We start from the raw sequence: 15,377 nt of genomic DNA, 5'->3' as shown, positions 1-15,377 counted from the left end.
CCACGACGCTCTTCCGATCTGGCCGCCCGCCCGGCCGGGCGGGCGGGCGGGCGGCGCCACCGGGCGGGTCACGCGATCTGCTCCCGCGCGAAGGTCATGAACAGGTCGTGGAACCGGTAGACGGGGTCGGGGCCGCGGTACACCGTGTCCATGCTGAGCAGGCTGGCGTCCGCCAGCGACTCCACGATCTTCTCGGCGAGGCAGACGGTGACGCCGAGGGTCTTGGCCGCGGCCTGGACGCGGAACGCCGACAGGCCGGCCGCCGCGAGCTCGCTGTAGGCGGCGCGCTCCCGCTCGGGCAGCTCGCGGTAGCTGAACTCCACCCGCGACCGGACGTCGAGGTCGCCGAGGACGAGGCCGTCCAGGCTGTCCTCGCCGCTCAGCTGGTCGGCTATCCGGGCCAGCGACCAGTGCCGCCGGGCGATGAGGCGGGCGCCGGCGATGCGGATCGCCAGCGGAAGGCCCCCGCACCGCTCGGCGATCCGCACGGCCTGGCCGGGCTCGGCGTCCAGCCGCTCGCGGCCGATGATGGTGCCGAGCATGTCGAGGGACTCCTGGGTGTCCAGGACCTCCAGTTCGTCGAGGTGCAGGCCGTCCAGCGCCGCGAGCGTGCGGCGGCTGGTGACCAGCGTCAGGCAGTCGCCGCCGGGCAGCAGCGGGCGCACCTGACGCTCGTCGACCGCGTTGTCCAGCAGCACCAGGAGCCGCCTGCCGGCGATCCCGCCCCGGTAGAGCCGGATCCGCTCGTCGAGACCGGCGGGGACCTGCTCGGCGGGCACGCCGAGCGCCCCGAGGAACCCGCTGAGCACCCGGCCGGGGTCGACCCGGTCGCTGCCGTTGCCGCCGAGGTCGGCGTAGAGCCGGCCGTCGGGGAACTCGGCCTTGCGGGCGTGCGCGGCGCGGACGGCGAGCGCGGACTTGCCGACCCCCGCCATGCCCGAGACGAGCAGCACCGGCGGCCGGCCGCCGTGCGCGCCGGCCTCGGGGTCGCACAGCTGGGCGAGCTGCTTGGAGCGGCCGACGAAGTCGGCGACGTCCGGCGGGAGCATGGCGGGGATCTCCGTCGCCGGGGCGCCCGGCGACACGTCGATCGGCGGGGCCGGGTGCGGTTCGAGGGACGGGCGGTTCTCCAGCACCGCCTGGTGGGTCTCCCACAGCGCGGGACCGGGGTCGACGCCCAGCTCCTCCTTGAGGATCAGCCGGCCCTGGTGGAAGACGGAGACGGCGTCGGCCTGCCGCCCCGCCTGGTACAGCGCGATCATGAGCTTCACGCGGAGCTGCTCGCGCAGCGGGTACTCGGCCACGAGGCGGGTCAGCTCGGGGACGAGCCGGGGCGCCCGGCGCAGTGCGAGGTCGGCCTCGATCCGGTCCTCCAGCGCCGCCATCCGCGTCTCCTCCAGGCGGGGGAGTTCAGCGTCGGCGAGGAATTGGGTCGTGCCGGCCAGCGCTGGACCGCGCCACAATGCGAGTGCCTCCCGGGCGTGCCGGGCGGCGTCCTGATAACGGCCTGTCCTGATCTCTTCTCGGTACTTTCCGCTGAGCCGCTCGAACCGTTCGAGGTCCAGCGCGGATTCCCCTAGGTCGATCATGTATCCGGGCGGTCGCCGGGTGATGGCGACATCGTTCCCGAACTGTTTGCGCAGTCGCGATACGTAGGTGTAAATCTGCGCGCTCGAGGTCGTCGGCGGGGCCTCGCCCCACAGCAGGGTGCTGAGGCGGTCGTCGGAGATGACGCGTCCGCCGGCCAGTAAGAGGGCCGCCAGCAGGGTCTTCTGCTTCGCGCCCCCAAGGTTGGCGGGGGCGCTGCCTTTGCACGCCTCCACCGGACCAAGAATGAAGAACTCCATTCTCTGCCTCCCGGGTCGTTCCATGCCTGGTCGTGCCGAGCAGCCGCCTGGAGGGCATGCCGTCGTTCCCCGTCGAGCGGGCATCCTGGAGGCGCCTCGCATCCAGCCGGGACCCTTCGTGGAGGTGTCCGGCGTGCTCGGGCGTTCGGAGACCCGGGGGTCGGCGGGGTGACCCGGTCGTCTCGTTCGCCCGGTGAGAGCGACGGAAGGCTGCGGAAGAGTCGGATGGTCGCGGGGCCGACTCAGGTGTGCTCCTGCGGAGGTTCCGCGCTCGTCAGCGACGGCGGACCCGGCCGCCTTCGCGTCCTACGGTGTCCCGACATCGCCGGCCGGGCCTCGGCATGGCGGATTCGATCCCGCCCGGCGGCGAATTCCCCCGTTGTCGCATGCTCGTCCCCCAAAGAATTCGTGGTAATAGGTCGGAGACGTCGTGAGAGTAACTTGACCCGTCGTGTCTTGGGCAGTCCCCGCCCGGTTGACTCTGCGTGATCATCATCGTGATGATCTGTCGTGCCCGGGAGAGTTGTCCCAGCCTGGCGTATCACGATCGGACGCTGAAACCTCGCCGCGAAGTAGGGCGCAAGCGTCTCCCTGCCGGGTCGATGGCCGGATGCGGACACTTTTTCGTAGATGACCACCTGGTCGGACGGGGGTGGACGTGCCGACCATAATGCGGTCGCAAACTCGCCGGTAACGTTCGCAGAAGCCGAATATAGGTCGGTTATAGGCCCGCGGCGAACACTCTGGAGCCGGTATAGGTCGATGCCCTGTCAATGGTTTCCACCATGCGGAACGGCATCTGGAAATGTCTCGGAGTGATCCCATGAGCGAGCAGGAAACCGAGGTGCGCTACCTCGTGGTGCTGAACGACGAGGAGCAGTACTCGATCTGGTGGGCCGACCGCGAGCTGCCCGCGGGCTGGCGCGCCGAGGGCTTCGAGGGCGTCAAGGACGACTGCCTGGCGCACATCGACGAGGTGTGGACGGACATGCGGCCGCTGAGCCTGCGCCGCGCCATGGAGCGGTCGAGTTCCTGAGTTCCGGTGAAGCCTAGGGGGCGGCAAGATGGATGACGCGCTGACGGACCACGCCGACGCGCGCCGCGAGGCGCTGGTCCGGGCCAGGCTCTCGGGACGGGCCCGCGGCCCGGCCCGCAGGCGGTTCCCGGTCGCCGACCGGTCGGGGCCGGTCCCGCTGTCGCACGGCCAGCGCCAGCTGTGGGCCCTCGCGCAGCTCGACCCGGAGAGCGTGGAGTACCTCGTGCCGCTCGCGCTCAGGCTGCGCGGGCCGCTCGACCCCGCCCGGCTGCGCCGGGCCTGGGGACTGGTCCGCGACCGGCACGAGATCCTGCGCACCCGCTACGGCACGCGGGACGGACGGCCGGTGCAGCTCATCGACCCGCCCGCGCCGCCGGTCCTCGACGTGACGGACGTCGCGGACGAGGACGCCGCGCGCCGCCTCCTCGCGGCCGACCTCGGCCGCCCGTTCGACCTGGCCGGCCAGTGGCCCGCGCGGGCCCGGCTGCTGCGCCTGGCCGAGGACGACCACGTGCTGGCCATCGTCTGCCACCACATCGCCTGCGACGCGTGGTCCGTCCAGATCATCTGCCGTGACCTGGGCCGCGCCTACACCGAGGGCGCCCTGCCCGCCCCAGAGGGCCCCCAGTACGCCGACTACGCCGAGTGGGAGCGCACCGAGCTCGCCGGCCCCGCGCTCGACCGCCGGCTCCGCCACTGGCTCACCGAGCTGGACGGCCTGGAGCCGACCGAGCTGCCCGCCGACCGCCGCCGGCCGCCGGTCCGCGGCCACGCCGGCGCGAAGGTCGACTTCGCGCTCGACCCCGAGGTCATGGCCGGGGTGCACCGGCTCGCGCAGCTCACCGAGGCCACCCCGTTCGTGGTGCTGCTGGCCGCGTTCCAGCTCCTGGTCTCCCGCTACACCGGCCGCTCCGACGTCCCGGTCGGCACCGTCGTCACCGGCCGGGACCGGCCGGAGCTGCAGGGCGTCGTCGGCTACTGCCTGAACACGCTCGTCCTGCGCGGCCGCTGGAGCGGCGACCCGTCCTTCCGCGCGCTGGTGGAGTCGGCCCGCGGCACCGTCCTGGACGCCTACGACAACCAGCAGGTGCCGTTCGCGCGGCTGGTGGACGAGCTGGACCCCGAGCGCGACCTGTCGCGCACCCCGCTCTACCAGGTCGCGTTCACGATGCACGAGGACCGCGCGCCGCACTTCGACGTCCCGGGCGTCACGGCCGAGCAGTTCGGCGAGGACGACGCGGTCGCCAAGTGCGACCTGGCGCTCCAGGTGCGCCGCGAGCCGGGCGGCGCGATGAGCGCCCGGTTCCAGTACGCGACCGACCTGTTCGACCGGGCGACCGTCGAGCGGTTCGCCGGGCACTTCACCCGGCTGCTGGCCCAGGTCACCGCCGACCCCGACGTCCGGCCGTCCCGGCTGGCCCTGCTCGGCGCGGACGAGCTGGCGATCGTGGACCGCCCGCACCCGGACACCTCGGGCCGTCCCGGCGCGACCCTGCACGAGATCTTCGCGGCGACGGCGCGGCGGACCCCGGACGCCCCCGCGGTCACCGCGGGCGGGGTGACCCGCACCTACGCCGACGTCGACGCCCGCGCGAACCGGATCGCGCGGCGGCTGCGGGCGCTCGGCGCCGGGCCGGAACGGCTGGTCGGCCTCAGCCTGCACCGCTCGGCCGACCTCATCCCGGCCCTGCTCGGCATCCTGAAGTCGGGCGCCGGCTACCTGCCCCTCGACCCGGTCCACCCGGTCGACCGCCTCGGCTTCATGCTGGCGGACGCGGGCTGCGCGATCCTGGTCACCGCCGGAGAGCCCGGGGAACGGCTCGGGCCGGTCTTCGACGGGCACGTCCTCGCGGTGGACGGTGCGGAGTTCCAGGCCGATCCGGGGCCGGCGGACGCCGCCGGCCCCGAGCCGGCCGGGACCGCCCACAACCTCGCCTACTCGATCTACACCTCGGGGTCCACCGGCGCCCCGAAGGGCGTCATGGTCACCCACGACAACGTCGCCCGCCTGGTGTCCACCGCGCAGGAGCACTTCGGCTTCGGCCCGGACGACGTGTTCAGCATGACCCACTCGCCGGCCTTCGACGTGTCGGTGTTCGAGATGTGGGCGGCGTTCGCGCACGGGTCCCGGCTGGTCGTGGTGCCCGCGGACGTCACCCGCTCGCCCGAGGAGCTGCGGGAGCTGCTGGTGGCCGAGGGGGTCACCGTGCTGTCGCAGACCCCGACCGCCTTCGGCGCGCTGGCCGCCGGGGGACCGCTCGACCTGCGCGCGGTCGTCTTCGCGGGGGAGAAGCTCGACCTGCCGGAGCTGCGGCCGTGGGCGGAGCGGGCCGGGCTCGACCGGCCGATCCTCGTGAACATGTACGGGATCACCGAGACCACCGTGCACACCACCTTCCACCGGGTCGTCGAGGAGGACCTCGGCCCGGAGGGCGGCAACCCCGTCGGGCTGCCGCTGTCGGACCTGACGGTCCGGCTGCTGGACGCGTGGGGACGGCCCGTCCCGGTCGGCGTGCCCGGTGAGATCCACGTGACCGGGCCCGGGGTGACGAGGGGATACGCCGGGCGTCCGGGCCTGACCGCGAGCCGCTACCTGCCCGACCCGTCCGGCCCGCCCGGCGCCCGCATGTACCGCAGCGGCGACCTGGCGCGGTGGCGCCCGGACGGCCGGCTGGACTTCGTCGGCCGCGCCGACCACCAGATCAAGATCCGCGGCTACCGGGTGGAGCTCGGCGAGATCGAGGCGGTGCTGGCCGCGCATCCGGGCGTGCGGGAGGCCGTCGTCGTCAAGCAGGACCACGCGGGGGGCGCCCGGCTCGTCGGCTACGTGGTCGCCGCGCAGGCTCCGCCGCCGCCCGCCGAGCTGGCGGCGCACTGCGCCGCCTTCCTGCCCGACTACATGGTCCCGTCGGCGTTCATGGCACTGGACCGCATCCCGATGAACGCCAACGGCAAGCTCGACCGCCGGGCGCTGCCCGCCGTCGACCGCTCCGCGCTGCGCGCCGCCGGGGAGCGGGTCGCCCCGAGCACGCCCGCCGAGCACGAGATGGCGGCGGTCTGGCGGCGCGTCCTGGACGTGCCCGAGATCGGCGTGCGGGACGGCTTCTTCGAGCTCGGCGGCGACTCGATCCGCGCGATCGCGCTGGTCGGCGAGCTGCGCGCCGCGGGCTTCGAGCTGGCCGTGCGGGACGTGTTCGAGCACCGCACCATCGCCGCGCTGATCGAGGCGCTGCCCGCGGCGGCGCCCGGCGCGGTCGCCGACCGGCTCGTCGAGCCGTTCGAGCTGATCTCCGCGGCGGACCGGGCGCGGCTGCCCGCCGGCGCCGCCGACGCCTACCCGCTGGCGCAGAACCAGATCGGCATGCTGGTGGAGATGCTCGTCGACTCGGGCGACAACCTCTACCACAACGTGTCGGCGTTCGAGATCCACGACGGCCGCCCGTTCGTCCCGGAGGCGTTCCGCGCGGCGGCGGCGACGCTGGCCGCCCGGCACGAGGTCCTGCGCACCTCCATCGACCTGGAGCGCTACTCGGTGCCGATGCAGATCGTGCACGGGACCGGCACGCTGGAGACCCGGGTCGAGGACCTGCGCGACGTCGCGGCGGCCGACCCGGACCGGCTCGCGGCCCTGCTGGAGGCGCACGCGCGCGGCGAGCGGGCGCGGCTGTTCGACCTCGGCGTGCCCGGCCTGCTCCGGCTGCACGTCCACCTGGTGCGGCCGTCCGGCTACCGGGTCTCGGTGACCGAGTGCCACCCGATCCTGGAGGGCTGGAGCCACCACTCGCTCGTCATGGAGCTGATCGGCCTGTACGACCGGATCCGGGACGGGCTGCCCGTGGAGGAGCCCGAACCCGTCGCGGTCAGGTTCGCCGACTTCATCGCGGCGGAACGGCGCGTCCTGGCGTCGGAGGAGTCCGCCGGGTACTGGCGGGACGTGCTGGACCGCCATGCCCGGTTCCGGCTCCCGGTCTCCTGGCGCGACCCCGACGCCGGGCCCGGCGGCCGCTACCAGGTCTCCGTCCTCTGGGCGGACCTGGAGGCACGGCTGCGTGACCTCGCGACGAGCGCGGAGGCGTCCCTCAAGGCCGTCATGATCGCCGCCCTGTCGAAGGTCATGAGCCAGCTCACCGACGAGGAGAGCTTCCACCTGGGCCTGGTCTGCGACGGCAGGCCCGAGGTGCGCGGCGCCGACCGCGTCTACGGCATGTACCTCAACACCGTCCCCATGGTCGTCGAGCGTTCGGCGGGCACCTGGCGGGACCTGGTCCGCGGGGCGTTCGCCCGCGAGGTGGAGCTGTGGCCGCACCGCGCCTACCCGACCGCGGCGATCCAGCGGGCCACGGGCGGCCGGGACCGGATCTTCCAGGTCATCTTCAACTACCAGGACTTCCGGCAGGTCGACCTCGGCACGGTGGCCCCGGCCGGTGACGACAGCCCGACGGAGTTCCCGCTGACCATCTCCTCCCGCGGCGGGCAGGTCGTGCTGACCGGCGACCCGCGGGTGCTCGCCCGCGGGCACGCCGAGCGGATCGGCGCGATGTTCCGCGCCGTGCTGAGCGCGATGGCCGAGGGGCGCGGCGGCCCCCGCGACACCTGGCTCCCGGACGGGGAGCGCGAGCTGCTGACCCGTGAGCAGGCCGCCGGGGAGGCCGACCCCGACCTGCGCCACACCGGCGCGCTGATCGAGGCGCGGGCCGTGGCCTCGCCCGCGCTCACCGCCGTCGTCGCGGGCGCGCGGCGGCTCACCTTCGCCGAGCTCGACCTGGCCGCCGACCGGCTCGCGGGCCGGCTCGCCGCGGCCGGCGCGGGCCCCGGCTCGATCGTCGGGATCCTGCTGGAGCGCGACCCGGCGCTGCTGGTCGCCGCGCTGGCGGTGTGGAAGACCGGCGCCGCGTACCTGCCGCTGGACGAGACGGCGCCCGAGGGCCGGATCCAGGGGATGCTGGACGACTCGGACGTCCGGCTCCTGATCACCACCGGCCGCCACGGCGACTTCGGCCGCCTGATCGTGCACCCGGACGGCGCCCCGGACGGCGACCCGGACGGCGACCCGGACGGCGCCTCGGACGAGGACGGCGCCGGGGAGGACGGCGAGGGGCGGCCGCCGCTCGCCGGAGCCTCCCGCGTGCTGGACGGGCTCGCCTACGTCATCTACACCTCCGGGTCGACCGGCACGCCCAAGGGCGTCCGGGTCAGCCACCGGAACCTCGCGACGTACCTGAACTGGGCCGTCATCGACTACATGGGACGCTCGCGGGCCCCGGAGCCGGGCGGCGCGCCGCTGTTCTCCGCCTTCGGCTCCGACCTCGTCGTCACGACCCTGTTCGCGCCGCTGATCTGCGGGCGCCCGGTGCACGTGCTGCCGCCCGGCCTCGACCCCGCCGACCTCGGCGCCGCGATCGCCGCGTCCGGTCCCTACGACTTCATCAAGCTCACCCCGAGCCACCTCGACGTGCTGGGCCGCCAGCTCGAACCCGAGCGGATCGCCGGCCTGGCCGCGGCGGTGGTGCCCGGCGGCGAGTCGCTGGCCGGGGACACGGCCGAGCGCTGGGCCGCGATGCTCGGCCCCCGCGGCCGGGTCATGAACGAGTACGGGCCCACCGAGATCACCGTGGGGAACTCGGCGCACGAGGTCGACGGCCCCTGCGCCGACAAGGTGGTGCCGATCGGGCGCCCGATGCCGGGCACCACCATGCACGTCCTGGACCGGCACCTGGAGCCGGTGCCCGCCGGCGTCCCCGGCGAGCTGTGCGTCGGCGGCTCCGGCGTCACCCACGGGTACACCGGGCGGCCCGGCCTGACCGCCGACCGCTACATGCCCGACCCGTACGGCCCGCCCGGGTCCCGGCTCTACCGGACGGGCGACGTCACCGCCCGCCGCCCGGACGGGGTGGTGGAGTTCATCGGCCGCCGCGACGAGCAGGTCAAGCTGCGCGGCAACCGGGTGGAGCCGGGCGAGATCGAGGGCGTGCTGCTCCGTCACCCCGCGGTGTCGGCGGCCCGCGCGCTCGTGGTCGGCGGCGTCCTCGTCGCCTACTACGTGCCCGCCGGGGCCGGCGCTGGGCCGGACACCGTGCCGGAGGACGGCGAGCTGCGCGCCCACTGCGCCGCCCTGCTGCCCGAGTACATGGTCCCGGCGGGGTACGTGCCGCTGGAGCGGATCCCGCTGACCCCGGTCGGCAAGGTCGACCGGGCGGCGCTGCCCGCCTACGAGCCCGCCGCGGGCTCGGGCGGCGGGCCCGTCGAACCGCGCACCCCGGCCGAGCACCGCGTCGCCGCGGTCTGGCGGGACGTGCTCGGCCTGGAGCGGATCGGTGTGCACGACGGCTTCTTCGAGCACGGCGGCGACTCGATCGTCGTGGTGTCGCTGGTCGCCGCGCTGCGCCAGGACGGCCTGGACGTCGGCGTCCGCGACGTGTTCGCGCACCCGACCGTCGCCGCGCTGTGCGAGTGGCTCACCGGCCGGCCGGCGCCCGCCGAGGCCGCCCCGCCGGTCGAGCCCTTCGCGCTGCTGGACCCGGCCGACCGGGCCGCGCTCCCGGACGGCCTCGACGACGCCTACCCGCTGTCGCGCAACCAGCTCGGGATGCTGATCGAGACGCAGCTCAGCGCGGACGCGCACTACCACGACCTCTCCTCGTTCCTCATCGACGCCTCGGCGGAGCCCGGCCGGGACCGGCCGTTCGACGCCGGGCGGTTCCGCGCGGCGCTGCGCGACACGGCCCTCGCCCACGACGTGCTCCGGACGTCGGTGGCGCTGGAGGGCTACTCGGTGCCGCTCCAGCTCGTCCACGCCGAGGCGGACATCGACGTCGAGGTCCACGACCTGCGCGGCCTCGACGCCGCCGCCCTCGACGCCGCCCTGGAGGAGTTCGCGGCCACCGAGCGCGCCCGGCTGTTCGACCTGGACGCGCCCCGGCCGCTGATCCGGGTGTCGGTCCACGTGCAGTCCGAGGACGCGTGGCGCTGCACGTTCACCAAGAGCCACGCGATCCTGGACGGCTGGAGCTACCACCAGCTGCTCGACGAGCTGCTGGAGCGCTACCGCGGCGCGGAGCCGCCGGCGCCGCCGCCGGTCAGGTTCGCCGACGCGATCGCGGCCGAACTGGCCTCGCTGGCCTCGGCGGAGCACCGCGAGCACTGGCGGGCGGTCACCGCCCGGCCGCGGTTCACGCTCCCGGCGGGCTGGCACGGCGACCTCGACGCCCCCGCCGCGCAGATCCGCTCCGGCATCGCCTACCGCCACCTGGACGCCCGGCTCCGCGCGCTCGCGGCCGAAGCCGGCGTCCCGATCAAGAGCGTCATGTCCGCGGCGTTCGCCAAGGTCCTCACCCTGCTGACGGGCGAGGCCGAGTTCTTCGCCGGGACCGTCTCGCACACCCGCCCGGAGGCGGTGGGCGGCGACCGGATCCTCGGCACCTTCCTCAACACGCTGCCGCTCCCCATCGACCGGTCGGCGCGCACCTGGGGCGAGCTGGCCCGGCGGATGCTGGAGGAGGAACGGCGCGCGTGGCCGTACCGCGACCACCCGCTGGCCGCGATGGGCGAGGGCGGGAACGCCCGCGAGGACCGGCTCGTCGACGTGTTCTTCAGCTACCTCGACTTCGGCGGCACCGGCGTCGGCGAGGGCTCGGACCGCGTCGTCGACGAGGGCAACGGCCTCAACCGCAGCTCCACCGAGTTCGCGCTGGGCGTGACCGCGCTGCGCGGCTACCTCAGCCTGCGCACCCACTCGCACGCCCTGTCGCAGGAGAACGCGGACCGGATCGCCGGGCTGTTCCGCGCCGTCCTGGAGGCCATGGCGGAGACCGGCGCGGACGGCCCCGCCTGGGGTGTCCCGCGTGAGCTCGACGCCGCCCCGGCGGCCTGGCCGGCGACCGCCGAGACCGTGACGGAGACCGACATCGGCACCGGCGCCGGGACCGGCACGGTGACCGGCCAGAACGCCGAGCCGGTCCTGCGGGTCGCCGCCGACCCGGCGGCGGTCGCCGTCGCGCACGGCGACCGGGAGGTCGACTACGCGTGGCTGGAGGCCGCCTCGTCGTGGGTCGCCGCCCGGGTCGCCGCCCACGCCGGGCCGGGCGACGTCGTCGGCGTCCGCATGGAGCGCTCGCCCGAGATGGTGGCCGCGATGCTCGGCGTGGTGAAGGCGGGCGCCGCCTACCTGCCGCTCGACCCGGCCTACCCGCAGCGGCGGCTGGAGTTCATGCTCCAGGACTCGGGCGCGGCGGCGCTGCTCACCACCGCCGACCTGGACGGCACGCTGCCCGCGTGGACGGGCCCCACGGTGCTGTGCGACCGGCCGGAGACCACGGGCGAGCCGCGCCCGGCGGCGCCGGTCACGCCCGAGCATCCCGCCTATGTCATGTACACCTCGGGGTCCACCGGGCGTCCCAAGGCGATCGTGGTGCCGCACCGGGCGGTCGTGCGGCTCGTCCGCGGCGCTGGGTACCTCGACCTCGACCAGGACACCCGCTTCGCGCACACCAGCAGCACGTCGTTCGACTCCTCGACGCTGGAGGTGTGGGGGCCGCTGCTGAACGGCGGCCGGATCGTCATCCTCGACCAGGAGACGGTCCTGTCCCCGGCCGCGCTCGCCGCGGCGCTCCGCGCGACCAGGACCACGCACCTGTGGATGACGGCCACGCTGTTCAACCACACGGTCCGAGAGGAGCCCGAGGCGGTGGCCTCGGTCGGCACTGTCCTGATCGGCGGCGAGGCGCTCGACCCCGCGACCGTGCGGGCCGTCCTGCGCACCGGCGCCCCGCGGCGCCTGCTCAACGGGTACGGGCCCACCGAGAACACCACGTTCTCCGTCGTGCACCACATCGGGGAGGCGCCGCCGGAGGCGACGTCGATCCCGATCGGGCGGCTCATCCCCGGCACGACCGGGCACGTCGTCGACGCCGACCTCGAACCCGTCGTCCCCGGCGTTCCCGGCGAGCTGGTCGTCGGCGGCGCCGGGCTCGCGCACGGCTATCTCGGCCGGCCGGCCGACACCGCCGCGCGGTTCGTCCCCGACCCGCACGGCCCGCCCGGATCGCGCCTGTACCGGACCGGGGACCTCGTCCGCCGCCTGCCCGACGGGACGCTGGACTTCCTGGGCCGGCTCGACGAGCAGATCAAGCTGCGCGGCTACCGGATCGAGACCGGCGAGGTCGCGGCGGCGCTGACCGCGCTGCCCGGCGTCGCCCAGGCGGCCGTCACCGTCGCGGGCGACCGGCTCGTCGCCTACTACGTGCCGGACGCCGGCACGGAGACCGGGACGGACGCCGGGGCCGTCCCGGCGGGCCCGCGCGAGCTGCGCGCCGCGCTGGAGCGGACGCTGCCCGCCCACCTCGTGCCCGCCGGCTACGTCGCCGTCGACGCGATCCCGGTCACGGTCAACGGCAAGCTGGACCGGGAGCGGCTGCCCGAGCCGGGCGCCACCGCCTTCACCGTCCCGGTCCCGCCGCGCACGGACGCCGAGCGGGCGGTGGCCCGGGTGTGGTCGCGCGTCCTCGCGGTGCCCGAGCCGGGCGTCGAGGACGACTTCTTCACCACCGGCGGGGACTCGATCCGCGCGGTCGCGCTGGTCGGCGCGCTCCGCGAGGACGGCGTCGAGGTGTCGGTGCGCGACCTGTTCGAGCTGCGCACCATCGCCCGGATCGCCGCGCGCGCGGGCGGCGGGCGGCCCGCCGCCCCGGTCTCGCTCGTCGAGCGGTTCGCGCTGGTGCCCGAGGCGGACCGGGACGCGCTGCCCGCCCCGCTGGACGACGCCTACCCCGTAGGCCAGGTGCAGCTCGGCATGCTCGTGGAGATGCTCGCGGGCGACGAGGGCAACCGGTACCAGCACTGCGCCTCCTTCAAGATCCGCGACGACGTCCCGTTCGACGGGGCCGCGCTGCGCGCCGCCGTGGAGCGCGTCGTCGCCCGGCACGAGACCCTGCGCACCTCCTTCGACCTGTACTCGTTCTCCGTCCCGCTCCAGCTCGTCCACCCGGCCGTGCGCGTGCCCGTGCGGATCGAGGACCTGCGGAACCGGTCCGCCGCCGACCGCGAGCGGCGGGTGCGGGCCTACATCGACGGGGAGCGGCGCCGCGCGCTGGACCCGGCCGTCGCGCCGCTGCTGCGCGTCGCCGCGCACGTGGAGCCGGACGGGTGGCGGCTCGCCTTCACCCAGTCGCACGCCCTCACCGAGGGCTGGAGCCAGCACTCCCTGCTGATGGAGGTCGTCGAGGTCTACCGGGCGATCCGGGACGGCGCCGAACCGCCCGCGCCCGCCGTCCCGGCCGTCCGGTTCGCCGACACCGTCGCCGCCGAGCTGGCCGCGCTCGCCGACCCGGAGCGGCGGGCGCACTGGGAGCGGACGACCGCGGGCCGGCGTCCGTTCACGCTGCCCGCCGCGTGGGCGGGCGACGCCCCCGGCACCGACTACCGGGTGGACGTCCCCCTCGGCGACCTGCGTCCCCGCCTGCTGGAGGTCGCCGCCGAGGCCGGGTTCCCCGCCAAGACCGTCCTGCTCGCCGCGCACCTCGCGGTGCTCGCGGCCGTGGCGGGCGACGGCGAGGTGCACACCGGGCTGGTCTGCGACACCCGCCCGGAGATCGCCGGGGCCGACCGGGTGCACGGCATGTACGTCAACACGCTGCCGCTGCCCGTGCCGCGGGGCCCGGCCACCTGGCGGGAGCTGTGCGCCGGGGTGTTCGAGGCCGAGGCCGGGCTGTGGCCGCACCGCGGGTTCCCGCTGCCGGAGATCCAGCGGGCCGCCGGCGGCGGCCGGCTGATCAACGTGATCTTCAACTACCAGAACTTCCACGTCGTGGACGAGGAGCGGGTGGACGTGGCGGCCGGGATCGGCGGCGGCGCCACCGAGTTCGACCTGGAGGTCAACACCTCGGGCAGCGGCCTGGCGATCAAGAGCAGTACCCGGGTGCTGCGCCACGACCGCGGCGAGCTGCTCGGCGCGATGCACCGGGCCGCGCTGGAGGCCATCGCCGCCGACCTCGACGGCCCCGCCGGGGCGGATCTCCTGCCCGCCGCCGAGCGGGACCGGCTGGCCGCGCCGAACGCCACAGCCCGGCCGGCGCCCTGGACCTCGTTCGAGGCGCGCTTCGCCGAGCTCGCCGCCGCCGCGCCGGACGCCGCCGCGCTCGGCGGGCTGACCTACGCCGAGCTCGACGCCGAGGCGAACCGGCTGGCCCGGCGCCTGCGCCGGCTCGGCGCGGGACCGGAGAGCGTCGTCGGGCTGTACGCGCCGCGGTCGCCCCGCACCGTCCTGGCCGTCCTCGCCGTGCTCAAGGCGGGCGCCGCGTACCTGCCGCTGGTGCCCGACCGCCCGGCGGACGGGCTCGCCTTCATGGCCGGGGACGCGGGCGTCACCGTGCTGCTCACCGAGGAGGGCCCGGCGGAGCTGCCGGGCGAGTACGCCATCGTGCGGCTCGACCGCCCGCGGGAGTGGGCCGAGGAGGACGCGAGCGCCCTCGACGAGGCCGCCGACGGGGCCGCCGACCCGGACAACCTCGCCTACACGATCTACACCTCCGGCTCCACCGGCACCCCGAAGGGCGTGCTCGTGCACCGCGGCGGGATGGTCAACCACCTGCACGCCAAGATCGAGGACCTGCTGCTCGACGAGAGCGCGGTCGTCGTCCACAACGCCTCGCTCGCCTTCGACATCTCCGTCTGGCAGATGCTGGCCGTGCTCGCGGCGGGCGGCCGGCTGGTCGTCGCCGACGAGGACGCCGCGCGGGACCCGCTGGAGCTGTTCGCGCTGGCGGTGGAGCAGGACGTGACCGTGCTGGAGGTCGTCCCGTCGCTGCTGCGGGCCGCGCTGGACGCCTGGGACGCGGGCGCCGCCGCGCCCGCCCTGCCGGAGCTGCGCTTCCTCGTGGTGACCGGCGAGGCGTTCCCGCCCGACCTGGTGAACCGCTGGTCGGCGCGGTTCCCGCACGTGGAGCTGGTCAACGCCTACGGCCCGACCGAGTGCTCCGACGACGTCACCCACGCGTTCGTGCGGCCCGCCGGGCCGGGGGAGGCGCGGGTGCCGATCGGCGCGCCGCTGCGCAACACCCGGCTGTACGTCCTGGACGCCTGGGCGCGGCCCGTCCCCGGCGGGGTCGTGGGCGAGCTGTACGTCGGCGGCGCGGGCGTGGCCAGGGGCTACGCGGGCCGCCCGGGACTCACCGCGGCGAGCTTCGTGCCCGACCCCTACGGCCCGCCCGGGTCGCGCCTGTACCGTACCGGCGACCTGGTGCGCTGGACCGACGAGGACGAGCTGGAGTTCCTCGGCCGCGACGACGGCCAGGTGAAGGTCAGGGGCGCCCGGATCGAGCTCGGCGAGGTCGAGGCCGCGCTGCGCGGCCGTCCCGAGATCGCCGACGCGGCCGCCGCGGTGCACCGCGACGCCGCCGGGAACCCGCTGCTCGCGGGGTACGTCGTCGCCGCCCCCGGCCGGATCGTCGACCCGGGCGCGGTGCGCGCCGCGCTGGCCGGGACGCTAGATCGGAAGAGCA

The 15,377-nt window shown here is 75.3% G+C and carries 3 protein-coding genes; 2 read left to right on the top strand and 1 reads right to left on the bottom strand.

What is annotated here, in order from left to right; genetic code table 11:
* Nucleotides 1–68: 68 nt before the first annotated feature.
* Nucleotides 69–1,847, bottom strand: coding sequence for an AfsR/SARP family transcriptional regulator (locus E1291_RS29920; protein ID WP_165495343.1), 1,779 nt, complete (start codon nucleotides 1,845–1,847; stop codon nucleotides 69–71).
* A gap of 823 nt (nucleotides 1,848–2,670) precedes the next feature.
* Between E1291_RS29920 and E1291_RS29915 the strand changes: the two genes are divergently transcribed.
* Nucleotides 2,671–2,883, top strand: coding sequence for an MbtH family protein (locus E1291_RS29915; protein ID WP_131741427.1), 213 nt, complete (start codon nucleotides 2,671–2,673; stop codon nucleotides 2,881–2,883).
* 28 nt (nucleotides 2,884–2,911) lie between these two features.
* On the top strand, nucleotides 2,912–15,377 hold a 12,466-nt coding region (locus E1291_RS29910; RefSeq protein ID WP_131741426.1), incomplete at its 3' end, for a non-ribosomal peptide synthetase.

The sequence above is a fragment of the Actinomadura roseirufa genome (assembly GCF_900659635.1).
GTDB classification, from domain to species: domain Bacteria; phylum Actinomycetota; class Actinomycetes; order Streptosporangiales; family Streptosporangiaceae; genus Spirillospora; species Spirillospora roseirufa.
This window is presented reverse-complemented; position numbering and strand designations above follow the sequence as displayed.

Excerpts from the sequence above, each read along its gene's own strand:
- E1291_RS29920 (WP_165495343.1), bottom strand. The coding sequence starts at position 1,847 with ATGGAGTTCTTCATTCTTGGTCCGGTGGAGGCGTGCAAAGGCAGCGCC.
- E1291_RS29915 (WP_131741427.1), top strand. The coding sequence starts at position 2,671 with ATGAGCGAGCAGGAAACCGAGGTGCGCTACCTCGTGGTGCTGAACGAC.